Raw genomic sequence first — 24,226 nt, 5'->3', positions numbered from 1 at the left:
ATAACATCTTTCAGAATTTCCGGAAACCTATACATACAGCAGTGTTCCGGGCAGTACAATGCTTGAAAGGGGAAGCAAGTCATGAAATTGCTACAGGCTCTCTTTTTCCCACCCGAGCAACCGGGCGGTGTTTCATCCATGGTTCCGTATTTGCAAGAGCGATTTATGTCTCCCCGTTGGGAAATGGAGCTGTTCTCAATCCCTAAGCGGATTCGTAACAAAGGGAGAGACAAGGTACTATTCGATACCTTTGACTGGAGGCAATATGAACAATATCCAGTAGTTCAAAAATATATCCAGACATACCGTGACTATTTGTGGTGGACCCGGCTTCGTATTCAGAAGTCCTTTGATCTCATTCATGCTCATCACCCGATTGCCGGGATCGCCATGAAAAGCGTCTTTCCGGACACACCGCTCGTACAGACGATTCACTCATCTTATGAAAAGGAGCTCATTCTAAACGGTAAAATAGAGGAAGGCGGGCCTGAGCACCAATTCCTGGTGTCGCTGTATCGGGAAATGGAGCATAAGGCGGATCGCCTGATCGCGGTATCTCATTCTTTCCAGCATTATTTAACACCGTATGTACAGAATCCGCAAGATATTTCGGTCATTCCGAATGGTTATGATGAGAAGCGCTTCAAGCCCATCCCTCACGAAAATGAAGTGGCACAGCTGATCACCGTCTGTCGCCTCGTTCCGGCCAAAGGACTGGATATTTTATTGAAGGCCTGTGCTGAACTGAAGAAGAGAAATCAGAACTATGTACTTCATATTATCGGGGACGGTCCGATTCGCCCGGAGCTGGAAGAGATGGCGCGTCAGCTGGATATTTACCATGAGACGATTTTTTATGGTTATACCCTTCATCCGGAAGAGTTTATGCCTTTCTTTGATGTGTTTGTTCTGCCTTCACGGGCGGAGGCTTTTGGATCCGTCTTTGCCGAAGCAGCGTTAAGCTGCCTGGCATTGGTCGGTACAGAGGTGGGGGGAATATCGGAGCAAATTGAGGATGGGGTTAATGGTCTGCTCGTGCCGCCTGATAATCCGAAGGCACTGGCAGACGCACTGGAAAAGGTTATTGCAGATCCTGCCTACCGTTATGAGCTGGCTAGATCTGCTTGCGACAAGGCTAAATCAAACTATTCCTTGAGTAGAGCGGTTAATGAACTTAAGAAAATGTATCTGAAGTTTCCGCATTAACCATGGCGTGTATCGCCTGATTTGGAGTTAGGATACCGGAAGCTGGAATGAGGACGTGAGGAGCGGATGGGTTTTCCGCGTCCTGCCATAATCAGTTTGCTGACCCATATCAGGCTGAGTACTCCGAAAATAGGGTAGAGAACGGATAACAGCGAACTAAAGCCGAACTGACTGATTAGAAAACATGTGAGCATAATGAATAATGTGACCAGCTTGGGTGAAACTTGGACATGCTGGCGAATTTGTAGACTGAGTCCATAAATATCAGCCACAAAAGTACTGAAGATTTCCATGAAAATAAGTAAAATGTAAATAATTTCGACGAGGGCGCCTAGCCGATAGGCAATACTGCCCATCGGAATTTCAAATTGCTGAATACCCGGCATTTGCGCTGACATGACAAAATGCGCAGCCATCAGCATAAAGCCGACACCAATTCCACCCAAAACGCCGCCCCAACGGATGGTGTTGCGGGAGTAGGTTTGGCTCCCCAGGGGGACAAGCACGACCTGGGCCATAGCCAGATTAAAGGACGTGTACAAAATTGGGGAAATCCATGTTCGCAATGCACTGTGATCCGTGGTATTCGTAATAAAACTATGCGGGTTGGGCATAGAGAGGGTGCTGTGAACAAGCAGAATGGATATCGTGATCATCAGCGGGACAACAATGGTATTCATATGGAGAATCGCTTTAATGCCTTTATTTAGCAGCAGGTAAGTTCCAATCAGTGTAATGAGCAGTCCGGTTTGGTAGTGCAGATGCAGTTGCTCTACAAAAACAGAGCCGGATCCCGCCAGCATGACACTGTTCACGCCGATCAATACAATGAGCGTGAACCAGCTGATCCATTTTCCGGCATTGGAGCCAAACAGGTGCTTGTTCAGATCCTCGTAGGATTGAGCTGAAATATCATGAGCCATTAGCATCATTCTTGTACCCAGCCATATAAATACGAGTGTGGACAACATAATCGTGAGTGTAGCCCAACGTCCATACTGAGTAAAGAATTGTAATATTTCTTGTCCGGTAGCGAATCCGGCACCAACGATTGTGCCGATGTATGTAAAAGCAATTTGCAAAACATGAATATTTCGTTTCATTTCCTGTCCCCCTCATCTTGCTTGAATGACGCTACACCGAGCATATAATACAAACTATGTTCAACTGAAATGGGACATGACTGGATGAAACTGAAATAACTATAGTGAAATCAATGAATAGCTTGACGGGAGCGTAATTTATGGGTCAAATCCTCGCATGGATACTGGAATACGGATATTTGGCAATGTTCGGCTTGCTTGCTCTTGGAGTAGCTGGCATACCGATCCCTGACGAAGTGCTGATGATCGCCTTCGGTGGACTCGTGTCTCAGGGACACTACAATTTTATTGTCGCGCTGGTAGTTACATTTTCTGGAAGTATGACAGGTATGATGCTTAGCTACACGCTCGGCCGTCTGCTGGGCAAGCCGCTGCTGAACCGATATGGTAAATGGGTGAGGCTTACCCCCTCCAGGATTGCCTATTCCGAAAATTGGTTCGGACGCTACGGTACCTGGGGGATTCTGTTCGGGTATTTTGTCCCCGGCTTGAGACATGTGTCCTCATATCTGGCAGGTACAACTCGTCTAAGTGTTTTTCGCTATATCAGTTATGCATCCGCAGGAGCGCTGCTGTGGTGTGGGACTTTTCTGGGAATTGGACATGCGGTGGGCATGCACTGGGAACAGGTGGCAAGGCTGATGGAGAAGGTGACGCATCGGATAGGTTTAGTCGTCATTCTTTTGATCATTTTGGGGGGAATTACCGCATGGTTCTGGAACAAGCGTAAAAAAAATGTGACGTGACCGTTTGCAAAGCAGACTTTAGCTTGAAAGCGACTGGTGAAGTATGGTACTTTTACCGCATAGGAATGCCTTGGGAGGTCATGGAATGGAAGTATTGAAGAAACGAATTTTAAATGAAGGTGTGATTGCGTCAGATCAGGTGTTGAAGCTGGATAGTTTGCTTAACCACCAGGTTGATCCGGAACTAACGATGGAAATGGGACGAGAGTTCGCAGCCCGTTTCCGGGAAGAAAAGATCACCAGAATAGTGACCGTGGAATCTTCAGGCATTGCCGTCGGTTTTGCGACAGCGCTGGAACTGGGAGTCCCGTTGGTATTTGCCCGGCGTAAAAAGACTTTATTGGCTGACTCGGACGCCTTGTGTGAGCGCGTACCTTCGTTCACGAAAGGGATTGTCACGGATATTATACTATCCCGCCAATTTATTCATGAGCATGATCGTGTGTTATTCATTGATGATATTATCGCTAATGGCGATGCCGCGCGGGGCGTGGTTAAAATCATTCAGCGTTCGGGAGCCGAGCTCGTCGGATTTGGCGTCGCAGTGGAAAAATGCTTTCAAGCTGGAGCGAGAACGATTCGTGAACAGGGCATTCGTGTAGAGTCATTGGTCAAAATCTCATCGCTCGCTGAGGGTAAGATCGAATTTGCTGAATAGTAACAATTCGACGGTTCCTGCCCCCTATTTGTAATAATACCTTTGCATGAACCTCAATTTCGCTTATAATGTAGATAAGGTTTTGGGAGAGGAGGCAGCAACATGGGGCAAGAACATTTGACCGAACAGTTTTTTCTGGAAAAACTGGCAGCGGCTAAAGTACATTTTGAACGCGCTTTGGATTGTAAGCATACGGAATTCGATGATTTGTATCCCTATATGATTGAACATCCTCAGTTTTTTTGGTATAAACGCTATGTGGCCTGGTCTGAGTTGCTGACGTTGGTTAACCTATGCGATGAATTGTCCTTCTCTTGGAAAGAAGAATTTACTGCCCACCAAGTGGAGTATGTAGAGCAGCGAGTGTTGTCTGCACAAGTGCTGGACTTCTGGTACGAGAAGAACGATACAAAAGAACACGATCACAGTGTAAATCAGTCGGGATAATTTGTCGCTCTGTTGGCAATCCATATAAGAAGTAAGTGAGAAGAGACCTAATTGATTCGTTTAGGTCTCTTTTTAAGCTTTTTAATGTATATATTTGAAGACGATTGATACCTAAAGAGGGTGTGAAAGGGGGAGAAGTATGATTTTAGATGAAGAATTGGATGCTTATCGGCTTTCTGGCGAGAAAGTGCGTGTCGTACGGGATGGCTTGGAGTCCAATGATGTCATTGGTATTGTCTTGGCCTGGGATGATAAGCAAGTGCTCATCCGCCGCCAGAATCGGCGTGTGGTCAAACTGGATCGCAGTTATACATATCAGCCTTTCAGTGAGCCACGTCACAATCCGGTAGAACTAGATGATTAGGGGGATACCCCTTAACTAGGGGTGGATATCATAATTTTGGTGCCTCAGCAGGCATACAGAAACTCTAAACCGGACACAGTAAAGAGGAATAACTTCAACATGAGAGGACGTGCTGTGTCAATGACGGTTATGAGTGAAAAAGTACATGCATACAAGGATCAAATCAGCCATTTGGAAGATACGCTGCCGGAGGTCGTTCATGCCTATCATCGTTTTACCGGAGAGTGCTTTCAAGCCGGTAGTCTGGATGAGAAAACCAAGCAACTGATTGCACTCGGCATTGGTTTATTTGCCAACAATGAGGTATGCACATTTTATCATGTGGACGAGGCCCGGTCTAAAGGAGCCAGTGATCAGGAGATCATGGAGACCATTGCTGTGGCGGCAGCGGTAGGCGGAGGACATGCACTTAGTCAAGGGGTTACCCGAGTACAGAAGGCGCTACAATAAAGCGAATGATTTATAGATACCGTTCGTAGCGGGTAGGAAGGGCAGTCCTAAGTAACATTGATGTAGAGAAGCTTCCGGGCACACGGTTGGTGCTTGTGGAAGCTTCTTGCGGTTGCGGGTTATACGGGGATTATGCGCTTCCGTTTGTGGCAGTAGCAGCGGGGCGAAGCGAATTACGTTTATAGGCTGGGGAAGGTGTAACCAGATTCCGTTCAGCGAACCGGAGAGGTTTGATGGCTAAGTGGCTGTCTGGAAAATCGGGGCGATGTTTTTCAGGTAAAGGAAAGGTAGCGGTATGAGGTATAGAGGTTGGGAGTCCCAGATATGCACGCATTCGTTCATACATTTCCTTGCGGAATGCAGGCATAGCCATACTGAACTGCTTATTATTTCCTTTATTTATATAGGTGGCACCGCTTTCTTCAAGAATCAGACTGTCCCGCTCAAGTACTTTTTGAATAAAGGAAAGCAGCAGATAACTTTTTACAAGCGACAATTCATTCTGAGCAATAACAGAAGAGATTATAACCATTCACCGCCTTAGGGGAATAGGGTGATAACGCATATCTGGCTGAATGAATATAGAACCTACGTTCCTGAGAACTTATGTTCCTGTTCTAATCTATTATTCCTGAATTATCAAGCGAGAATTAAAAAATAAAAAAGATTTGACATCTTGATACGAGAGTGGTATGATCTATCTTGTCGCTAAGAAAGTTATCTTTCTAAGATATTGGCAAAATACATGCGGTCGTGGCGGAATTGGCAGACGCGCACGGTTCAGGTCCGTGTGGGCTAACCCCCCGTGGAGGTTCGAGTCCTCTCGACCGCACCAACCTAACAATGAACAAGCTCTTGAGTTTCCTCCCGAGGAGATTCAGGAGCTTTTTGCATAATCGGAATTTGCAAGGTATTGCTGATCACTTGAGCTGAGGAAAGCTTTAAACTGTATTCAAGATGAACATAAATGGTGGCGGTGGTGGAATAATGGCTATGCTCCAACCATCCTGTATTTCCTTTAAACTGACACCGTTAGCAAGCAGCAAGCTGGTACAACTGTGTCGGCGTTTAAAAGGGCTGTCCCCGTCATTTTCATGACTTATGGGACAGCCCCTTTACTTTTGGTTGTTATTATTCGAGAGATGTTGACACTGCTCCAAAATGTAGGATATTGCCGATTACTTTCGATGGCAGGTTAAGTAAGATTGAACCTCTGTCTTGAAATCCGGATAAATTCGGATATAGCTACAGTTTCATAAGTATCTTTACGACGTATGAATAGAGTCGGAGTTTTATAGAATTCTTCCGAGATTTCTTGAGATCGCAAGTTATATTGAACCATGACGAAGATCAATAAATATTTAAAGGAGAAACCACTTTGGGAAATTTTGGGTACAATTTTTAATTTCCCAGTGATGAGTTAGAGGCTTTTATGAAGAAAAGAAGGGCGAAATGAGGAGGGAAATGGGAAAAATTAACGATGAGGCTCGTCTTTCTCACATGTTGATTAGAAGTCTGTATTTAACAATAAATTGAATTTTTGATTATGGTTTTCAGAAAAATAAAGAAATTAACAGAAAACATTAGAATGAGCTGTTTATTTTAGGTTATATAGCTTTATACATATCAGTATAAAAAAATATGTATTTTTTTGAGCATTGAGCAAAAACGGTATTGGAACTATGATAAAACTGTTTTTTATTCCCAATGGGAGAAAGAGGGAAAGAAGGCGATCGAACCGTCACACTCACCGTCTTAGGCACCGTGATATGCTCGCATGTAAATGTATTTTGTAGTCGCTCGCGTGTCGTACGTTAAGAGCAGAAATTACGAATTGAAGTGCAATCATGGATGTATTGTGTTTTGAACACAGCGAAAGGAATGTGAGTTTTTATGAAAAAAGTAGCTTTAGTAAGCCCGTTGAGAACGGCGGTTGGCTCTTTTAACAAATCCCTTGCGCCCCTAAGCGCTCCTGAACTGGGAGCAACCGTGATGACAGCATGCCTTCAGCAAAGTAAATTAGAGCCTGCTTTAATTGATCAGATTTATTTGGGAAATGTTCTTCAGGCGGGCAATGGCCAAAATCCTGCCAGACAGGCGGCCCTAAAAGCCGGTATTCCCATCGATGTACCCGAAACAACGATAAACACGGTTTGCGGTTCTGGACTTCATGCCGTCGCTTTAGCCTACAATTCGATATTGGCGGAACAAGGGGACATCGTCTTGGCCGGAGGCATGGAGAGCATGTCGAACGCACCTTATCTGTTAAGGAATGCAAGAAACGGCTACAAGCTTGGCAATGGTGAATTGGTAGACTGTCTCGTGGCCGACGGCCTTACGTGTCCGATCAACAATTACCATATGGGAATTACCGCAGAAAATGTTGCCGAAAAATATGGAATTTCAAGACTTGAGCAAGATGAATTTGCCTATGAAAGCCAAATAAAGGCTTTAGATGCAAAAAACAAGAAGGTTTTTGAAGGGCAGATTGTTCCGGTCATGATCAAAAACAAAAAAGAAACGATTTATTTCACAGAGGACGAACACATAAGAGGAAATACAACGAAAGAAAAACTTGCTACTTTAAAAACTGCGTTTAAGGAGAACGGAACGGTTACCGCCGGAAATGCTTCGGGGATCAATGATGGTGCAGCGGCTATGCTTGTAGTGTCGGAAGACAAATGCAAGGAGCATGAGTTAAAGCCATTGGCATATATCAAGGGTTATTCACTTGTAGGTGTTGACCCTGCATATATGGGAATGGGACCGGTGAAAGCCATTTCGACACTTCTTAAGCAACAGGGAATGTCCATTGATGACATTGATCTTTTTGAAATTAATGAAGCATTCGCCGCACAAGCAATAGCGGTAATGAAAGAGCTTGGGGTCAATCCGGAGAAGGCGAATGTCAATGGCGGCGCGATCGCGATCGGGCATCCTGTTGGTGCAAGCGGTGCTAGGATTTTGGTTACGTTGGTTCATGAAATGGTGCGAAGATCTTCCCGTTACGGCATAGCTTCGTTATGCATCGGAACGGGAATGGGAATAGCGATGCTGGTTGAAAATGCACTCATTTAAAGTGCTGTTCAAAAGAACAAGGTTTTTCGCACCGAAGTGATGACTTTTTGAACTGCCTCATACAAGGAAGGGAGATCGCTATGAATCAAAAAGATGTACTTTCACTCCAATCCATGCCGGCGGCCAGCGCCAGTTATGGACGCCCGCCATGCCGCTTCATCAACCGGGAATTTTTTATAGTTACCTATGAATCTGATCCCGCTGCGATTAGACAGGCGGTCCCGGAACCTCTTGAGCCGGATGGAAGCAATACTGTTTCCTATGAATGGATCAAGATGCCTGATTCATCCGGTTTAGGAAGCTATGAGGAAAGCGGTATTGTCATTCCGTGTACTTTTCATGGAGAACCATGTAATTTTGTGGCCCAAATGTATTTGGATAACGCGCCTGCTATTCTTGGGGGACGTGAAATTTGGGGATTTCCGAAAAAATGGGCGAGGCCCCGCCTGAGCGTTGAGGAAACGGAGACGCTGACAGGTACATTACTTTATAATAACGCCTTGGTGGCCATGGGAACGATGCCTTTTAAATATAACATTCTTGATGAACAGGAAACGGCTAAATCCATCGCAAAAACGCAGGTTAATTTAAAATTGATTCCTGATGTTGATGGTACCCCAAAGATTGCTCAGTTAGTGGCGTATAATCTTGAAAACATTACTGTAAAAGGAGCCTGGTCAGGGCCTGCCAGATTAAGCCTGATTCCCCATGTCAACGCTCCTGTGGCCGATTTGCCGGTTAAATCTTATATTGGCGGAAAACATTTTATTGCCGATTTAACGCTTCCATATGGAAGAGTCCTCTATGATTATCTCCAATAAAGCTTGCTTTCCTAAAAATATATAAAAGGAGACGGAACCATGAATAACAAAGTAATCTCTGCTGAAGAAGCAGTGAAGAAGGTCAAGGATGGAGACACGGTGATGGTCGGAGGTTTTTTGGCAGGAGGCTTTCCGGGGGAACTGGTGCGTGCGTTTGTCGAGACAAATTCTGCCGGCAATCTTACGATTATTTCCAACGACACAGGCACACCGGAATTACCTATCTATAACCTTGTAAAAAGCGGCAGAGTAAAGCGGATATTAGCATCCTATATTGGCTCCAATCCGGAAACGGGTAGGCTGCTTATGACGAAAGAAGCGGATGTTCAACTTTTCCCGCAAGGCACGCTCGCTGAAAAAATACGCGCAGGAGGTGCCGGTCTGGGCGGTATTTTAACACCTGTAGGTGTAGGCACCATTGTAGAAGAAGGAAAAAAGAAAATAGAAATTGACGAAAGAGAATATTTGCTCGAACTGCCGCTCAAAGCGGATGTGGCGCTAATCAGAGCCCATAAGGCTGATGAAGCAGGGAATCTGGTCATCAATGGCTCTTCACGCAACTTCAATTTGGTTATGGCTACAGCGGCAGAGTATGTAGTTGCTCAGACAGACGAATACGTAAAGACAGGGGAAATTGACCCTAATCATATCAATGTTCCCGGAATATTTGTTGACGCGATTGTAAAGGTGGGTGGAGACAATGAATAACAGAGAATTTATTATTAGAAGAATAGCCCAGGAATTTAAAAATGGTGAAGTTGTCAACCTGGGTATTGGAATGCCTACAATGGCGGTGGATTATATCCCGGACAACATTAATATTATGCTGCATGCGGAGAACGGAATCGTTGGCGTTGGCCCCAAAGCGGCTCCGGGAAAGGAAAAGCTCGAGTGTATCGATTCAGGCGGCAACTACGTTACAACTGTAAAAGGAGCCTGCTTTCTTGACAGTGCCCTTTCATTTTCCATTATCCGCGGAGGGCATGTAGATATTACTGTTTTGGGCGCTTTAGAGGTCGATGAGAAAGGCAACCTTGCAAACTGGATGATCCCGGGGAAAAAGGTGCCGGGCATGGGGGGAGCCATGGATTTGGTGGTCGGAGCCAAAAGAGTGATTGTAGCCATGGAGCACGTAAACAAAAATGGGGCACCGAAAATACTGAAACAATGCAAGCTGCCCCTGACCGCTGTAAATGTTGTAAACACCATCGTAACCGAAAAGGCCGTCATCGATGTTATTCAGGGTAAAGGACTGGTGCTGAAAGAGATTGCTCCGGGTTTATCGGTGAAAGATGTTCAAATGGCAACAGAGGCTGAACTGATCGTTTCACCACATTTGAAAGCCATTGCGGTATGAAGGTCATAGGAACAAAAAAAGCCTTTAAGGAGAAATGGGGACTGAAATAACAAAGAAGCTACAGAGCCATATAGACTAATCCACGTGAAGGTTCGAGTTCTCTCGGGCTGCACGATACTTACGATTAAGCTCTTGAATTTCCTAAATGGAGATTTGGGAGCTTTTTTTATTTACCAAAATTTAATTGTTTGATTTTATGGACTTGAGGCAGATCGGGATGAATTCACTGGTCCGCCGAATACATATTTAGACGAGGATACTCACACAATGAAGGGACAGAGAAGGAGGCTGACCCACATGAGAAAACGACGGAAGCTGTTCATGAGAAATATGATTAAAAAGGCTTTGGACGCATTTCGTAACCGGAATGAGCCAACGTATACGCATAGTTATTCTCCAGGCCCTATACTGCGAAAAATGGCTGTGAGTTGTATTACGGTCTGTCTGATGTTCGTGATGTGCGGAAATGCCTGGAGCATGGGATCTGATCCTGCAAAGGCACCAAACAAGCAGGAACAGCGGCAAAAGATGGTTGCCGTTATTATTGACGATCTGGGAAATAACATGAAAGGGACGGAGCAAATTTTACAACTACCCGTCAAAATCACGGTGGCTGTAATGCCATTCCTGCCTACAACCAAGCAGGATGCCATAGCAGCGCATAAGCGCGGTCACGATGTGCTCATTCATCTGCCAATGGAGCCTAAGCATGGAAAGCCGGAATGGCTTGGCCCCGGAGCGATCAAGGCCAATATGACGGATGACGAAATACGAGCCAAGGTGACAGCAGCCATAAAAGAGGTTCCGTATGCGATAGGAATGAACAATCACATGGGTTCCAAAGTCACTTCAGACAAGCGCATTATGTCCATTGTTCTTGATGTTTGTAAGGAGCATGGATTGTTTTTTGTCGATAGTCGTACAAATTATTGGTCAGTCGTACCGGAACTTGCCGCGGAAAAGGGATTGCCTCCGGTGCGCAATGATATTTTTCTCGATGGCACCCATACGCTCGCCCATGTGAACCGGCAAATCACGAAGGTGGTTGAATGGCTGGACAAGCACGACACCTGCATAACGATTGGACATGTCGGAGTTGCAGGTATGTACACGTCATCTGCCCTTCAATCGTCGGTTCCTACGCTAAAAGATCATGCCAAATTTGTGGGGATTAGCGATTTGGTGCATTCTGTATGGGGCTGGAAGGGAACCCTCTTGCCAACACTACCATAGCGTCAAATGTGCGATAATACCTTCAGCTATAGCTTCAGCAATCTTTTTCTGCCCGCGATCCGCTGATAGCATAGCCCTGTCTTGTTCATTACTGATAAATCCTGTTTCTACAATTACAGCGGGATACTTGATCATGTTGAGAAGATAAAAGGGTTTTCCGTAAATCGTTTCTTTGTTTGTATAAAACAAGCGGTTTAATGAATGTTGAATCCGCTCTGCTAACAGATAACTGCCGCCTTCATCCTGATACAAAACAATTGGCCCTCGTTTGTCAGCACGCTTGGCCCAGTTTACATGCAGGCTTACCACCAGGGAGGTAGGAAGCTGTTCCGTGAGGCTTTTGCGCTGGGCCAGGTCTTTCAGATGTCTTGATTTGGATTGATGCCAGCGGTTATCGTCACTCAGGGCATAATCCTTGTCCCGATTCAAGACCGCTGGATAACCCTGCGAGCGCAAAATCAGGTACAGTTTTTGACCGATGGCAAGGTTGATATCCTTTTCCAAGAGGCCTTTGTGACTTGTTCCTCCATCCACACCGCCATGACCGACATCAATCAGGACAACGGGCTTGGCAAATGCATGATAAGGTAAATGTACGTTCGATTGACCCTCAGAGGTCTTGTTTGGTTTAGTGCTCTTTTGACTGGGCTGAGCGGCTGCATAAATATGGGTTGAAAATACAGAACTGCAAAGCAAAGATACACTTAATCCGAACGTTATCAGCCATATCCGGTCCCATTTTTGGTTTTGCACGTTCTATTCCTCCAGTGAATTCATTGATCGCAGTGTTGCTGCCTCATTATAATCATTCGTATCGGGCAACGATGACATTGGAAATAGTATGTTCCATTTATGGGCAACTATGCATAGTTATTCCGAAAGGGGTTAGACCTGTTGGAAAATGAGCAAGCTAGGTATATCTGCACTTAACACGTAAATCCGTTATTTCCAACTCACTTGAATGGAAATGGGAAGGGGCAGATGAAGGAGGCTATAAAATGGCGAAGGGTGACGAGTTGGTGACATACATTACGCAGCGGATAGTTCAGTATATCGAAACACCGCGCGATGTACGGCGCAGCCAAAAAAAGGCCAGGGAGCCGTGGCTGAACAAATGGTTTGGTATGCTGCCGCTCGCTCTTAAAATGTGGATTAAATCCGCACGCAGAGGACGAAGGGAACGATATTGAATCCAATCAAAGAGACCACAAGAGGCAATAGGGGATGCCGTTTGAGGCCTCTTTTTATGTTGAAGTGATCATTTCTTATGAAGGTAAATGATTGGCTAAAAGTCCAAACCATAGAATTCGCCTGACGACAATAACTGCTTGAGTGGTACAAATCGGGAGAGCCCATCGTGCTGGGATAAGGCATATAAAATGGGATGTGACGAATCATCAGGAGAGATCCAGGATTGGTATCCGTTAATAGATAAGGGCCCGCCAAAAACAAAGTTGATACCTGTGGCAGAAAATATAATTCGCGGTGATGTACGCAGGGTGTCTATAAATTGGTCTGCGCTATGAATGGAGAGCTTTTGCTTGGGCTGAAGCCATCCAAGATCGTCATAGGGATCAAAAGGGGCTGCCGTGAAAGCAACTGATTGTGCTTGTGTACCTAAAAAGTCGATTGTTAAAGGGGGGGTGTTATGGTGAAGCTTATGCTTCCAGCTCCCATCAGCTACTTCTAACGGTAACGGATCGCCGGTCATAGCATCAATACATATTTGGCTGCCTGTAGAGGAACGTACCAGCCAGTAGGCTAATAGCGGTTCCTCGTACATAGGTGTGATTTGCAGCTTGTCGGTAGATGAAAGTTCGGTTTCTGAGAGAGATTGAAGAGATTGGCGAAGTACGTCCATACTGTAAGGTCCCCCTGAACCGCTCCCGTATTCGTTGAGTTGATAAACGCCATTAGTATCTGTTCCAATAACCAAGTAGCCAATCGATTGTCCTGCACGGTTGACTTGAACAAGCCAACTATGGGTTCCAGGTCCAAGAGGGTGGTAGCTAAGCTCGGCATCTTTCCACTCAGCAAAAGGAGGCTGCGACGATAAGGATTGTATCATGCCGTCTGCGGCCTGTTTTAACCCCGAAGGCACACCTTGCTCTTGAACAGGGGAACCTGCAGAAGTGCCGCCTGGATGAAGGGATGAGTTGCTCGGCCCCGTTTCAGTCTGCTTTTGTTCCTGGGCTGGACTCGTGGATTCCACTGGGGAAACGCCAGAGCTTGCCTGGTAAAAGATGTTTGAACCTAAATTGTTGCTCTGGGCGGCTGAGGGAGCAGCATGAATAGAATTGAACGGACAGACTGCGGATAGACCGATCAAAACTGCTGCGAACATACCCACGCTATGGTGCCCGGAATGATTGTTCATCAATGCAATCCACCTTTCTGCCGGCTTGCTTGCCCCGGCGGAGGCATTTTTTTATCCAGCATACAGCTTGTCCGGTAAAAAGACTGCTGCACCTTGTCGGTGCAAAGCTTTTGACCATGTTCGTTTTTTGCTGTCGATAAATAGGGACAGGCTCAGCCAAGCTTGTCGTTCAAGTAGCGAAAAACCGGTCCAGTCTGAAGCACCATGTTACAAGCTGACGATACTTCTGCGGCTAGCCTGCGAAGGAACAAGAGATATTGGTTACCGCAGGTGAAATATCCCGCAATTAATGGCGGATACGAGTACCTTGGGCTCATATTGCCATACCATTTCTTTACGGCGGGTTTGATGCTGTTCCAGTATGACTTCTTTTTTTCCCTCTTCCTCGTTATCTCTCTGCTCCTTGATTAAATCCTCATAGTAGTGATCAATGACCTCCAGTTCCTCCCGCAGCCGTTCCCTTGCCTGTTCAGCCCAGCTATAATCTTGCTGCCGAAGCTGGTCGGTGAGGTAGCTCTCAAGTGCAGCTGAAGCCTCGGGAACAGTCAGCCTGGCAGGCTGGACATGCATATTGCCCGCCAATAGCGGACTTAGCTGCCGGGCTTCAAGCATGTCGCCAAAGTCGGACACGATCGTACCGCTTTTGAGTGAAATACCCAGCCAATGAAGTTCCTCTCGCTTCAAGTCACAGGCAAATTCAACTTTATAACAGACACCGAGCCAGGCTTCATAGACGGCGGGAGAACGGGCGGACAATTGCCGGGCATCAGGTTGTTCGAACAAATACACATATTTTCCCCCGTCCCGTGCGGCTTCAAAAATTTGATGCAGGCGACGGCTTCCATACTGCAGCTCCTCTTGCAGAATCCGCCCAGGCCCGAGTTGCGGTGAAGCTGGAACATGGCCGAAGTACCGGCCCATTACCTGGTCTTGAGCGGGATTACCGGCTGCCGGGACTGGCGGAGCCTGATTGGACAAACGTTCTTGTTCTGCCCGGTAGGTTTCCCTTTCAAAAATGAACGTGAAGGACATCGTTTGCGCCGGAACACCAGTACGCTCTACATAGCCCCAGTAATAGGGCCGGTTTGTCAAGGCTTTATCCGCTTCGGGCGAAAGCTTGACGGTTACATGGCAGGGTGATCTCTCGATGACGCTGCATCCGGTAGCTTCCAGATATGTGAGGACAAAACGCTGAATTTGCCGGGAATTCATGCTCAAATTAGCGACCTCCTTTCACACTGCGCCGGGCTTTGGCTGCAGGAGCTTGCTCCATTTCCTGCTTGATCGAATCCAGTGAGTGCCCGAGCTCTTTCATTTTCCGGCGGATCTCATCATCGCTGCTGGATTCAAGCATGATTTTGTACAGGCTTTTTTCTATCGATTCTTTTTTCTCGAATTTCTCAAGAATGATGTCCAGTCCGCCAATGACCAGCTCGAACATATTAATCTTTTCATGCAAGAGATTAAGGATATGCTCCTCAATGGTTCCGGTGGTGGACAGGTTGAAAATATGAACATCATGCTTCTGTCCAAGCCGATGCACCCGTCCGATCCGCTGCTCCACCCGCATGGGGTTCCACGGCAAATCAAAATTGATCATATGGTGGCAAAATTGCAGGTTGATGCCTTCACCGCCCGCTTCGGTAGCGATCATGACTTGAATGCGTCCACGGAACAGATCCATCATCCAATCCTTGCGGCCCCGGTTCATACCGCCCCGGTAAGGAACAGCAGATAATCCACGGTCACGGAAATAGTTCAGCAGGTACTCTTGTGTAGCCCGGTATTCAGTGAAAATGATCACTTTTTCGTTCATCTGACGGATCAGTTCAAGCGCTTTTTCTGCTTTGGAGTTGGCCTTGATCGCCTTAATATTTGCAACCAAATCCCAGACGCGATCTCGCAGTGGTGAGTCCGGCGCCATCTTTTTGGTCAAATTAACGAGCGTGACGAATACGGCATCCCGGCTGCTGCACACTTCCCGCTGAAGGGTAACGAGTGACAACATGCTGCTTAAATTTCCGCCATTTGCCTGATATTGCTCTTTGACAAAAGAGGTCACTCCATCATACAGCGCTTGCTCTTCCGGGGAAAGCTCCAAATGAATGTTAGAAACTTTTCGTTTGGTGAATTGAACCGGGCCTTCCCCGCGCCGATTACGGATCATGACTTTTGACAGCTCGTCCTTGAGCTGATCTTCATTTTTAGGCAGACGCTTATCTACAACGAAATTGGCTGCAAAATCGCCTTGTCTTCCCAGTTGGCCGGGCTTGAGCAGGGTGATGAGGTTAAACAGCTCTGACAGATCATTTTGGACAGGAGTTGCCGTCAGGAGCAAACAATATTTTTTGCGCAGCTTCATAATGAACTGGTAGTTGGATGTTTTTTTATTTTTCAGCTTGTGAGCTTCGTCGATAATGAGCAGATCATAATCGGTATCCAGCAGGATGCTGCTATGCGGCTCCCGCTTGGCGGTGTCCATCGAGGCTACGACAACCTCGGACGACCAGGAATGTGCCTTTTTCTGGGCGATAGCAGGAATGCCGAATTTGCTGTTCAGCTCACGCACCCATTGCAAAACGAGAGAAGCGGGAACAAGAATGAGCACTTTGGCAGCCAGTCCGCGAACCAGATATTCCTTGAGGATCATTCCGGCTTCAATCGTTTTGCCCAGGCCGACCTCATCGGCAAGAATGGCTCGTCCAGACATTTGAAACAGTACCTTTCGAGCCGTATCCAGCTGATGGGGCAATGGAGTGAGGTCTTGCAAATGCTGCAGACATTGAAGCTCATCAAAGCTCGGCACCAGCTTGGCTTTTTCCGCCTCGATCGCCAGCTGATACAGATTCCAATCTCCCCAGGGGCCTCCCTTGTGCAGGCGTTGGTCCAGCTCGTCCTGCCAGCTGCGGTCAAATTGCACGGGAACAGGCAATGGCGCTTGATTTTGTGTGTACGGGGAACTTGCCGATTTGGCTTTCATGATGATCCCTCCCTCCTGGTAGTAGCGCAGTTGAAGCTCTTGGCTCTGTCACATCTATGGCATCTATTTTGCGCAGATCGTAGATGTAGTATGGACGGAAAATGATAACTTCATAACAAGAGGGATGAAATCGTTTAGCTGCCCTCCATTAGCTTTTGGAGTTTGCTTTCCGTAGTGGATTGCGCGTTGGGTGTGTAAATGCTGCAGCGTAGCTCGGCGCCCCCCTGTACCTGCAGGGAGGTTAGGTCAAACAACATTTTGCCGACCTTGGCATGACGAAATTCAATGAGCACCTCCGGGGCGGAGCTTACTTCACTCTGATTCCAAAGCTCGTTAAATTCAGGGTAGACCTGGCTCATATTTTGTATAAATTGTGCATACCAGGGGTCTGCTACGTATTGTCCGTAATATGCACGGAAAATAGCAAGAAACCCTTTTACAAAATGCTCCCAATTCACCGCCAGGCTTTTAAACTCCTTTTTGGTAAAGAGCAGTTCAATCATATTGCGCTGCTCATGCGGCAGCTCGGCAAAATCCATAAAAACATGAGCTGCAGCGGCATTCCAGCCGACAATATGGCAGCGCCGATCTGAGATTATAGCAGGGCAGTATCGCAGCTCCTGCACGATCTTTTGCAATGAGGGGGAAATGACCGCTTGTTCTGCAGGAGCAGGCGGGCTGTGGAACCCGGCCTCAAGCGCCAAATCATACAAATATTTGCGCTCATCCGTGTTTAGCTGCAAGGCGGCAGCAATGGCGTCCAATACGGAGGGGGACACCTTGATATCCCGTCCCTGCTCCAGCCAGGTGTACCAGGTTGTACTCACACCAGCCAGCTGGGCAACTTCTTCTCTGCGCAAGCCGGGTGTTCTGCGGCGCGATCCATGAGGAAGGCCAGCCATATGCGGGTGTATACGGGCTCTTTTGGTTTTAAGGAAAACTGATAATGCCTCGAGGCGTCCTTCCGTTTTCATAGATATTTTCACTCCATTCATAGGTCAACGAGAATTGAGCATGTGCAACACTCTCGATAGTAGTGTTGATTATACCAGGATAAATAAAAACTTGTAATAGGATAAATCAAGGGTAAAATGAGGATTGTAAGTCAGTTATCGAGCAGGAGGAATGAATAACTTATGCAAAGAGTAGTGATTACAGGTATGGGTGTCGTTTCGCCACTGGGCAATGAAGTGGACACGCTCTGGAACAATTTGCTGAAAGGCAATTCAGGTATACGTAAAATTGATACATTCGAAGTGTCTGATTTGAAGTCACAAATCGCCGGGCTGGTACAGGATTTTGACGCAGAACAGCGATGGGGGCGTAAGGATGCCAGACGAATGGATCGGTTTACTCAGTTTGCATTGTATGCGGCAGAGCAAGCGCTGAAGGATTCGGCTTTGGATCTGGATCATATCAATCTGGAGCGCGTCGGGGTCTATGTGGGATCAGGAGTCGGCGGTTTGGACACGTTGGTAGACAATGTAGAAGTGATGCTTAACCGTGGTCCGGGCAGAGTTAGCCCAACACTGGTGCCGATGATGATCACGAATATGGCTGCTGCTCAAATAAGCATCGCGTTTGGAACGATGGGCCCTACGCTTTCTCCCGTTACAGCTTGCTCTATCGGAAATACCGCGATAGGAGAAGCGTTTCGGACCATCCGTACAGGGGATGCAGATATCATATTTGCCGGTGGAGCAGAAGCAGCGGTTACCCGGTTAGCCTTGGCCAGCTTTTCCAATGCGACTGCCCTGTCAACACGCAATGAGGAGCCCGCGATTGCGAGCCGGCCGTTCGACCAGAACCGGGACGGCTTTGTCATGAGTGAGGGGGCAGGCATACTGGTGTTGGAATCATTGGAGCATGCCATCGGGCGAGGTGCGGAAATTTACGGGGAAATCATCGGTTATGGAGCCAGCTCGGATGCCTATCATGTGGTTGCGCCGCATCCTGATGGAACTGGAGCTTATCTGGCGATGAAAGCGGCCCTCCATTCTGCACGTATCACTCCGGAAGAGGTGGACGTGATCAGCGCCCATGCAACGAGTACGTTGCCGGGGGATAAAGCTGAGACCCTTGCAATCCACAAGTTGTTTGGCGACTATGCCTACCAAATTCCGATTACCGCGAATAAGTCCATGTTAGGCCATATGCTGGGAGCTGCGGGTGGCGTCGAAGCGATTGCGCTAGTACAAAGCCTGCGGGAAGGCATTATACCGCCCACGATGCACCTGGACAACCCAGACCCGGCTTGTGATCTGGATTATGTGCCTCACCAAGCGCGCAAGGCGTCATTAAATATCGGGTTATCCAATTCCTTCGGCTTCGGCGGTCATAATGCGGCCATAGTGATGAAGCGCTATGAGCCATAAGTGTAAAGAGTGATTAAAACCTCAGGCATTCTATCCAACTGGATGGAATTCTTGAGGTTTTTTATTTCGAGAAACAACATTCATTTTAGATAAGAGATAGAGTAATATGAAGGAAAATATTTCTATGAAGATTGTGGTAAATCAGTTAAAATAGTTCAATGACATAAAAATAAAGGAGTATAAAGATGAATTTTAAAGAAACTGTAACAGAGTTCTTACTCTTTAAAGAAATGGATCAGTCCAAAAATCCATAGGATATTATAAAGACTTGATGATTTTTTACGATTATTTAAAATCGAAGGATGTGACTGATAAAAATATAAATGAGTTTGTAAAGGGACTGAATACCAAGTTTAATTATCAAACTAATACTATTAACTGGAATTCCTTATCGTGAAATAATTAAAATTCAAGTAAGTAGTTATAACAGTACGTTTGGTTCATTTAAAATTGATGAATTATGTATAAGATTGCCTAAACGCTTGATTGTCCAATTTAATAGTTATATGGAATTGAGAGAAAAGTTAGCTAAAGTGAATGAATTATTTATACAGTTTGAAGGCTGTGAACTTTTGGTTAAGACTGACTATGTAACGTATTGGTTAAAGCGGTTATCAGGAAGACAGGATGTAACGGGAATAATAAAATATGCTATTGTCCAAATGATGACTAATAATATTAATCAATTGGCGATAGAGAAATTCACTAAAGTTGGGGATAAAATAATAAAAGCTTGTAAAGAACAATATTTAAAGGATCAAGGAATTTCATTACATGTAGATTTAGATTCGAAAATAAGAAGATCAAAAATATTTGAAATTCTATGAGAACTCCATAGATGTAATAGATTTTATATTATGCTGAAGTTAAGTTTTGCTATTAGTATAGTAATGCTATAGCTGAAAAGTAGCGAAGAGGACGGAATCGTTCAGGAGAAGCGTAAGCGTTCGCCTTTGCTTTTGGATTTTCACCCTTTAAAAAATAGTTCAGGAAATTCAGAGGCAACAGCGATCGAAGGAATGATCCGTTCGCGTAGCGGGCATTAATGTAAATATTTATTTAGCGCACAAAAATTGTGTTCAATTTAATGAAAGGCTTGGAAAAATGAAAATTGACCGATTGCTTTCTATCGTCATTTTGCTGCTGCAAAAAAATAGAATACAGGCGAAGGAACTTGCCGATTTGTATGAAGTTTCGATCCGGACGATCTATAGGGATATTGAAGCAATCAGCATGGCAGGTGTCCCGGTGGTGACCTTTCAGGGAGCAGGTGGAGGAATCGGCCTGATGGAAGGGTACCGTCTGGACCGCAGTATACTGACAGATCATGATATCAAGGATATTGTCATGGGGCTGCAGAGCTTGTCCTCATCGCTCGGCGGTCCGAATGTGTCGCAGTTGCTTAACAAATTTGAAAGTATCGTTCCAGCATCTGAAAAAGAGCAATTTCGTGTCCGCACCACTCAGTTCATCGTTGATCACTCCGGCTGGGGAAATCAGGCTGCGCAGGAAAGCAAATTGATCAAGGTAAAAGAAGCGATAAGCCAAGCACATACGATCGCTTTTACCTATCGAAATGCGGAAGGAGCACTCACGGAGCGGAATGTCGAACCGCATACGCTCGTTTTGAAGGGGCAACAATGGTTTATGTACGCTTATTGTCGCGGCAGGGAGCAGTTCCGTCTGTTCAAGCTATCCCGTATGAGTAATCCTGTAGTGACCGAGACGGCTTTTACCCGCAGAGATCTTTCCTATGAGGTGCTGCCATGGAATGAGGGCCGGACGGCAGCGTCCAGAGCCGTACAGCCGTTTATATTACAATTTAACCGCAAATCCAGGCATCTGGCGGAGGACTGGTTTGGTGTGGAAGCATTAAACGAGCAGGAGGAAGGAATCTATACGGTTTCAGTCCCGTTTCCCGAAGATACGTGGGTGTACGGATTTATTCTAAGCCTGGGACCCGATGTGATTGTCAGAGAACCAGCCCATTTGCGAGCCAAGATTCGGGAGATGGCGTTGCGTATTGCGTCTAATTATGAGGATAACCAGAAAATATAAGGACATGCTGGATTAAAGCAAGCGAAACCTGACGGATAGCTGTCAGGTTTGTTTCGTTATACTGGTTGCATATCAGATATCAGTTAGCGAAGGGAGCTTAACAGAAATGGATAAAATATGTCAAAGCTGCGGTATGCCGCTGGAGCATGAGGAGCAATATGGAACAGATGCACAGCATGCCAAAACAGATGAGTATTGCAAATATTGTTACAAGGAAGGTGTATTTGTACAACCTGATTTGACCATGGAGGAAATGATTCAGCAGTGTGTGCCTATCCTCGTAAGGGAGGGGATGCAGGCAGAAGAGGCGGATACGATGCTGCGCAATTACCTGCCGAACTTGAAGCGGTGGCGTTCTTCAGCGGATACGCGGCTTCATGGGGAAGGGCCGATTCGGGAGGAATGTCGGGGAGCTATTCGTTTGGTCGGGCTGAAAGCACGTACGAACAATCTCAATGAACAAACATCCGGCGGGATCATTCCCAAGATGTGGGGGCGTTTTTGGAGTGAAGATGTGCCTGGCCGGATCAGAGGTCATGAAGGACAAGCTTCCGTCTATGGTTGTTATACCGATTATGAAAATGGAGCCTTGGGGGACTATACTTTTTTTATCGGAAAGGAAGCGGCTGTGGATTTCCAGACTCCTGACGATCTGGAGGAGCTTGTCATTCCGGCAGCGCGTTATGCCGTTTTTCAGGCATCAAAAGAGCCCGCTTCTGTTATCGGTGTGTGGCAGACCATCTGGCAGTGGGCGGTAACGGGACAAGCGGAGCGGACCTATACTGGTGATTTTGAAGTATATGGTGGCCCGGATGAACCTGTTTTGATTTACATTGCGATCAAGTGATAAATGTTGTGGTGACGAATCGTTAAGGGGCAGGCAGCCTGCTGTTAGGAACAGTCGCTGGTTATGTATCCATGGTTCCATATATGATGAAAGAGGTCCATCAATTGGCGACAAGTCTGATCGGAATCGGCGTCCTGTTTCCCGGGACAGTCAGTGTGGTTCTGTTCGGAATCATCGGCGGTATATTGGTCGATAAATCAGGGACGGCATTCACGATGCTGCTCGGCTTATGCATGATCGGCACCAGCTTTTTGATTGTCTCATTGTTTCCGGATCAAACGCCATGGCTTGTTTCGGGTACCATGGTTCTGACATTCGGCGGACTTTCGTTTGTGAAAACTGTCATATCCGCCAGCGTAGCTGGAGCCTTGAGTACCGAGGAATCCGGTTCGGGCATGGGCTTGTTGAATTTTGCCTGCTTTCTGGCCGAAGGGATTGGAGTGGCCACGGTTGGCGGCTTGATGACAAAACCATGGCTTGCTTCCCCTCTGCTTCCGACTGTGACCAAGGCAAACGCGTTTCATTACAGCAACCTGGTGCTAATCTTTATTGCAGCTCTGGTCATAGGAGGACTCGGCTTTCTTTATGCATATGGCAGCCGCAAAAATCATGCATAACCTGTCTTTCTATTTAGCCAGTCTTTTTTAATCAGAACCTGTGAGAAACATCAGTAGCGTAAGACACCGTGCATGTATCGGTAAAAAAAGCACGGCTGCTGCCTGATGTTTCGCCTCAGCAAGTCCTGCCTTTACGCTGGTTAGAGGCGTTTCAAGAATACGCCGATGCGCTCCAAAGCGATTTCCAGCTGTTCTCGCGACGATGCGTACGAGCAGCGGATAAAGCCCTCGCCTCCCGGTCCGAATGTGGAACCGGGAACCGTAATAACTCCTTCTTCTTCCAGCAACCGCTTGGCAAACTGCTCTGAGCTTAACCCTGTGTGCGCAATGGAAGGAAAAGCGTAGAAGGCACCGCTCGGTTCATGACATGGAAGGCCTGTCTGACGCAGGCCTTCAACAAACCATGTTCTGCGCAGATTGTAGGATTCCATCATGCGGTCTTTTTCCTCCAGCCCGTTGCGCAGGGATTCAATGGCTGCAATTTGTCCGATAATAGGAGCACACATGGCGGTATATTGATGAATCTTCAGCATGGCAGCAATGAGCTCTTGCGGGCCGCAAACATAACCGACCCTCCAGCCAGTCATTGCAAATGCTTTGGAAAAGCCGCTGATGAGCAGTGTCCGCTCCTTCATTCCCGGCAGAGCAGCGAAGCTTGTATGTTGCTGCCCGTAGGTCAGTTCAGCATAAATCTCGTCGGATATGACGACCAGATTATGCTCCTCAACCAGGCGAGCGATAGGTAGCCAATCCTCATAGGTCATAATCCCGCCTGTCGGATTGTTCGGGTAACAGAGAATAAGCACCTTGGATCGTGGGGTCAGCTTGGCCTTGAGCGCTTCGGCTGTCAGCTTGAACTGCCGGTCAGCAGAGGTTTCGACCGTTACGGTATGCCCTCCGTTCAGGAACGTAATAGGCGCATATGAAATGTAACATGGAGCCGGAATGAGTATTTCATCGTGCTCTGCAATCAGGGCACGCAGCGCCAAATCCAGCGCTTCACTGCTGCCGATGGTTACCATGATTTCATTCACCGGGTTGTAGGACGTGTTAAAGCTGTTATTGAGATATCCGGCAATTTCCTCACGAAGCTCGGGAAGACCGGCATTTGGTGTGTATGAGGTTTTTCCATTTTCGAGAGCTGTGATACAGGCCTGTCTAACGTGTTCAGGGGTCACAAAGTCCGGTTCACCGACGCCAAGTGAGACGATATCTTTTCGACCCGTACGATATTCAAAAAACTTGCGAATGCCTGAAGGCGGCATTTCCCTTACTGCCGGAGTTAAAAAATCAGTTATAAATGATGCTGTCGATACGTTCGTCATGTTGATTTCCTCCTTATAAAAAACAAAAAAACCCGCCCCTGTAAAAGGGACGAGTATATACCCGTGTTACCACCCTAGTTTCATTCCATGCGAAATGACACTCTGTCCACGTATCCATCAATACGTGTTCCGGTTAACGCTGGAAAGGCGGCAGAGCTTACTGCTGGTTCAGCCCGCTTCTCGG

The 24,226-nt window shown here is 46.6% G+C and carries 24 protein-coding genes, 1 tRNA gene, 1 pseudogene and 1 other annotated feature (1 of these 27 only partly in view); of the genes and pseudogenes, 18 read left to right on the top strand and 8 right to left on the bottom strand.

The annotated features are described in order from the left end of the window. The first annotated feature begins 81 nt into the window (after nucleotides 1-81). Nucleotides 82-1,206, top strand: coding sequence for a glycosyltransferase family 4 protein (locus JO375_RS19510; protein WP_229526023.1), 1,125 nt, complete (start codon nucleotides 82-84; stop codon nucleotides 1,204-1,206). Here the strand turns inward: JO375_RS19510 and JO375_RS19505 are convergent. Next, nucleotides 1,203-2,309, bottom strand: coding sequence for a YkvI family membrane protein (locus tag JO375_RS19505; RefSeq protein WP_229526022.1), 1,107 nt, complete (start codon nucleotides 2,307-2,309; stop codon nucleotides 1,203-1,205). The two genes, JO375_RS19510 and JO375_RS19505, sit on opposite strands and share 4 nt — an antisense overlap. A 140-nt stretch (nucleotides 2,310-2,449) precedes the next feature. Between JO375_RS19505 and JO375_RS19500 the strand changes: the two genes are divergently transcribed. From JO375_RS19500 to JO375_RS19480, 5 genes are all read left to right on the top strand, one after another. Continuing rightward, entirely contained in the window at nucleotides 2,450-3,055 is a 606-nt protein-coding gene (locus JO375_RS19500; RefSeq protein WP_229526021.1) for a DedA family protein, read from the top strand. Nucleotides 3,056-3,140: 85 nt separating this feature from the next. Beyond that, nucleotides 3,141-3,713, top strand: a complete 573-nt coding sequence (locus JO375_RS19495; protein ID WP_229526020.1) for a xanthine phosphoribosyltransferase — start codon at nucleotides 3,141-3,143, stop codon at nucleotides 3,711-3,713. Nucleotides 3,714-3,815: 102 nt separating this feature from the next. Continuing rightward, a complete protein-coding gene (locus JO375_RS19490) occupies nucleotides 3,816-4,160 on the top strand; it encodes a hypothetical protein (RefSeq protein ID WP_229526019.1) in 345 nt (114 codons plus the stop codon). A gap of 139 nt (nucleotides 4,161-4,299) precedes the next feature. Then, nucleotides 4,300-4,524 carry a hypothetical protein gene (locus JO375_RS19485; RefSeq protein WP_229526018.1) on the top strand — a complete coding sequence of 75 codons (225 nt, stop codon included), beginning with the start codon at nucleotides 4,300-4,302 and terminating at the stop codon, nucleotides 4,522-4,524. A 120-nt stretch (nucleotides 4,525-4,644) separates the two neighbouring features. Beyond that, nucleotides 4,645-4,974 carry a carboxymuconolactone decarboxylase family protein gene (locus JO375_RS19480; RefSeq protein ID WP_229526881.1) on the top strand — a complete coding sequence of 110 codons (330 nt, stop codon included), beginning with the start codon at nucleotides 4,645-4,647 and terminating at the stop codon, nucleotides 4,972-4,974. 130 nt (nucleotides 4,975-5,104) lie between these two features. Here JO375_RS19480 and JO375_RS19475 read toward each other — a convergent pair whose 3' ends face one another. After that, nucleotides 5,105-5,500 carry a hypothetical protein gene (locus tag JO375_RS19475; RefSeq protein ID WP_229526880.1) on the bottom strand — a complete coding sequence of 132 codons (396 nt, stop codon included), beginning with the start codon at nucleotides 5,498-5,500 and terminating at the stop codon, nucleotides 5,105-5,107. Between the two features lie 221 nt (nucleotides 5,501-5,721). Between JO375_RS19475 and JO375_RS19470 the strand changes: the two genes are divergently transcribed. From JO375_RS19470 to JO375_RS19445, 6 genes and pseudogenes are all read left to right on the top strand, one after another. Then, nucleotides 5,722-5,809 (top strand) — tRNA-Leu (locus JO375_RS19470). Nucleotides 5,810-6,867: 1,058 nt separating this feature from the next. Then, a complete protein-coding gene (locus tag JO375_RS19465) occupies nucleotides 6,868-8,052 on the top strand; it encodes an acetyl-CoA C-acetyltransferase (RefSeq protein WP_229526017.1) in 1,185 nt (394 codons plus the stop codon). An 80-nt stretch (nucleotides 8,053-8,132) separates the two neighbouring features. Continuing rightward, nucleotides 8,133-8,873, top strand: a complete 741-nt coding sequence (locus JO375_RS19460; RefSeq protein ID WP_229526016.1) for an acetoacetate decarboxylase — start codon at nucleotides 8,133-8,135, stop codon at nucleotides 8,871-8,873. 39 nt (nucleotides 8,874-8,912) lie between these two features. Continuing rightward, nucleotides 8,913-9,581 carry a CoA transferase subunit A gene (locus JO375_RS19455; RefSeq protein ID WP_229526015.1) on the top strand — a complete coding sequence of 223 codons (669 nt, stop codon included), beginning with the start codon at nucleotides 8,913-8,915 and terminating at the stop codon, nucleotides 9,579-9,581. Next, nucleotides 9,574-10,230, top strand: a complete 657-nt coding sequence (locus JO375_RS19450) for a 3-oxoacid CoA-transferase subunit B (RefSeq protein WP_229526014.1) — start codon at nucleotides 9,574-9,576, stop codon at nucleotides 10,228-10,230. Before JO375_RS19455 ends, JO375_RS19450 begins: the two co-directional genes overlap by 8 nt. Before the next feature lie 297 nt (nucleotides 10,231-10,527). Next, nucleotides 10,528-11,480 (top strand): annotated as a pseudogene (locus JO375_RS19445) (divergent polysaccharide deacetylase family protein). On the opposite strand, the gene JO375_RS19440 reads toward JO375_RS19445, so the two are convergent. After that, nucleotides 11,455-12,216 (bottom strand): N-acetylmuramoyl-L-alanine amidase, encoded by a 762-nt coding sequence (locus JO375_RS19440; RefSeq protein ID WP_229526012.1) that lies wholly within the window; start codon nucleotides 12,214-12,216, stop codon nucleotides 11,455-11,457. The pseudogene JO375_RS19445 and the gene JO375_RS19440 overlap by 26 nt on opposite strands. 245 nt (nucleotides 12,217-12,461) lie before the next feature. Here JO375_RS19440 and JO375_RS19435 point away from each other — a divergent pair, with 245 nt between their 5' ends. Then, the gene (locus JO375_RS19435) at nucleotides 12,462-12,653 is read left to right on the top strand and encodes a YqzE family protein (RefSeq protein ID WP_229526011.1); all 192 of its coding nucleotides are present in this window, start codon (nucleotides 12,462-12,464) and stop codon (nucleotides 12,651-12,653) included. A 95-nt stretch (nucleotides 12,654-12,748) separates the two neighbouring features. On the opposite strand, the gene JO375_RS19430 is transcribed toward JO375_RS19435, so the two are convergent. The 4 genes from JO375_RS19430 to JO375_RS19415 all read right to left on the bottom strand — a co-directional run bounded on the left by JO375_RS19430 (nucleotide 12,749) and on the right by JO375_RS19415 (nucleotide 17,794). Beyond that, nucleotides 12,749-13,840 (bottom strand): hypothetical protein, encoded by a 1,092-nt coding sequence (locus JO375_RS19430; protein ID WP_229526010.1) that lies wholly within the window; start codon nucleotides 13,838-13,840, stop codon nucleotides 12,749-12,751. Nucleotides 13,841-14,101: 261 nt separating this feature from the next. Further along, nucleotides 14,102-15,058, bottom strand: coding sequence for a YqhG family protein (locus tag JO375_RS19425; RefSeq protein WP_229526009.1), 957 nt, complete (start codon nucleotides 15,056-15,058; stop codon nucleotides 14,102-14,104). A 1-nt stretch (nucleotide 15,059) separates the two neighbouring features. Beyond that, nucleotides 15,060-16,820, bottom strand: a complete 1,761-nt coding sequence (locus JO375_RS19420) for a DEAD/DEAH box helicase (protein ID WP_229526008.1) — start codon at nucleotides 16,818-16,820, stop codon at nucleotides 15,060-15,062. Nucleotides 16,821-16,954: 134 nt separating this feature from the next. Continuing rightward, the gene (locus tag JO375_RS19415) at nucleotides 16,955-17,794 is read right to left on the bottom strand and encodes a helix-turn-helix transcriptional regulator (RefSeq protein ID WP_229526007.1); all 840 of its coding nucleotides are present in this window, start codon (nucleotides 17,792-17,794) and stop codon (nucleotides 16,955-16,957) included. A gap of 162 nt (nucleotides 17,795-17,956) precedes the next feature. On the opposite strand from JO375_RS19415, the gene fabF reads away from it, so the two are divergent. From fabF to JO375_RS19390, 5 genes are all read left to right on the top strand, one after another. Continuing rightward, on the top strand, nucleotides 17,957-19,195 hold the full coding sequence (gene fabF, locus JO375_RS19410; protein ID WP_229526006.1) for a beta-ketoacyl-ACP synthase II: 1,239 nt from the start codon (nucleotides 17,957-17,959) through the stop codon (nucleotides 19,193-19,195). A gap of 470 nt (nucleotides 19,196-19,665) precedes the next feature. Next, entirely contained in the window at nucleotides 19,666-20,022 is a 357-nt protein-coding gene (locus JO375_RS19405) for a hypothetical protein (protein ID WP_229526005.1), read from the top strand. Nucleotides 20,023-20,299: 277 nt separating this feature from the next. Continuing rightward, on the top strand, nucleotides 20,300-21,253 hold the full coding sequence (locus JO375_RS19400) for a helix-turn-helix transcriptional regulator (RefSeq protein ID WP_229526004.1): 954 nt from the start codon (nucleotides 20,300-20,302) through the stop codon (nucleotides 21,251-21,253). Nucleotides 21,254-21,359: 106 nt separating this feature from the next. Then, the gene (locus JO375_RS19395) at nucleotides 21,360-22,100 is read left to right on the top strand and encodes a zinc ribbon domain-containing protein (protein ID WP_229526003.1); all 741 of its coding nucleotides are present in this window, start codon (nucleotides 21,360-21,362) and stop codon (nucleotides 22,098-22,100) included. Between the two features lie 38 nt (nucleotides 22,101-22,138). Then, the gene (locus tag JO375_RS19390) at nucleotides 22,139-22,717 is read left to right on the top strand and encodes an MFS transporter (protein ID WP_322098774.1); all 579 of its coding nucleotides are present in this window, start codon (nucleotides 22,139-22,141) and stop codon (nucleotides 22,715-22,717) included. Between the two features lie 140 nt (nucleotides 22,718-22,857). Here the strand turns inward: JO375_RS19390 and JO375_RS19385 are convergent, their stop codons facing one another. Beyond that, a complete protein-coding gene (locus JO375_RS19385; protein ID WP_229526001.1) occupies nucleotides 22,858-24,042 on the bottom strand; it encodes an aminotransferase class I/II-fold pyridoxal phosphate-dependent enzyme in 1,185 nt (394 codons plus the stop codon). 42 nt (nucleotides 24,043-24,084) lie between these two features. After that, nucleotides 24,085-24,226 (bottom strand) — a binding site (T-box leader) (it continues 101 nt past the right edge of the window).

It is taken from the genome of Paenibacillus farraposensis (genome assembly GCF_020736845.1).
GTDB classification, from domain to species: Bacteria; Bacillota; Bacilli; order Paenibacillales; family Paenibacillaceae; genus Paenibacillus; species Paenibacillus farraposensis.
This window is presented reverse-complemented; position numbering and strand designations above follow the sequence as displayed.

Coding starts and splice junctions, on each gene's coding strand:
- JO375_RS19510 (WP_229526023.1), top strand. CDS start 82: ATGAAATTGCTACAGGCTCTCTTTTTCCCACCCGAGCAACCGGGCGGT.
- JO375_RS19505 (WP_229526022.1), bottom strand. CDS start 2,309: ATGAAACGAAATATTCATGTTTTGCAAATTGCTTTTACATACATCGGC.
- JO375_RS19500 (WP_229526021.1), top strand. CDS start 2,450: ATGGGTCAAATCCTCGCATGGATACTGGAATACGGATATTTGGCAATG.
- JO375_RS19495 (WP_229526020.1), top strand. CDS start 3,141: ATGGAAGTATTGAAGAAACGAATTTTAAATGAAGGTGTGATTGCGTCA.
- JO375_RS19490 (WP_229526019.1), top strand. CDS start 3,816: ATGGGGCAAGAACATTTGACCGAACAGTTTTTTCTGGAAAAACTGGCA.
- JO375_RS19485 (WP_229526018.1), top strand. CDS start 4,300: ATGATTTTAGATGAAGAATTGGATGCTTATCGGCTTTCTGGCGAGAAA.
- JO375_RS19480 (WP_229526881.1), top strand. CDS start 4,645: ATGACGGTTATGAGTGAAAAAGTACATGCATACAAGGATCAAATCAGC.
- JO375_RS19465 (WP_229526017.1), top strand. CDS start 6,868: ATGAAAAAAGTAGCTTTAGTAAGCCCGTTGAGAACGGCGGTTGGCTCT.
- JO375_RS19460 (WP_229526016.1), top strand. CDS start 8,133: ATGAATCAAAAAGATGTACTTTCACTCCAATCCATGCCGGCGGCCAGC.
- JO375_RS19455 (WP_229526015.1), top strand. CDS start 8,913: ATGAATAACAAAGTAATCTCTGCTGAAGAAGCAGTGAAGAAGGTCAAG.
- JO375_RS19450 (WP_229526014.1), top strand. CDS start 9,574: ATGAATAACAGAGAATTTATTATTAGAAGAATAGCCCAGGAATTTAAA.
- JO375_RS19435 (WP_229526011.1), top strand. CDS start 12,462: ATGGCGAAGGGTGACGAGTTGGTGACATACATTACGCAGCGGATAGTT.
- JO375_RS19430 (WP_229526010.1), bottom strand. CDS start 13,840: ATGAACAATCATTCCGGGCACCATAGCGTGGGTATGTTCGCAGCAGTT.
- JO375_RS19420 (WP_229526008.1), bottom strand. CDS start 16,820: ATGAAAGCCAAATCGGCAAGTTCCCCGTACACACAAAATCAAGCGCCA.
- JO375_RS19415 (WP_229526007.1), bottom strand. CDS start 17,794: ATGAAAACGGAAGGACGCCTCGAGGCATTATCAGTTTTCCTTAAAACC.
- fabF (WP_229526006.1), top strand. CDS start 17,957: ATGCAAAGAGTAGTGATTACAGGTATGGGTGTCGTTTCGCCACTGGGC.
- JO375_RS19400 (WP_229526004.1), top strand. CDS start 20,300: ATGAAAATTGACCGATTGCTTTCTATCGTCATTTTGCTGCTGCAAAAA.
- JO375_RS19395 (WP_229526003.1), top strand. CDS start 21,360: ATGGATAAAATATGTCAAAGCTGCGGTATGCCGCTGGAGCATGAGGAG.
- JO375_RS19385 (WP_229526001.1), bottom strand. CDS start 24,042: ATGACGAACGTATCGACAGCATCATTTATAACTGATTTTTTAACTCCG.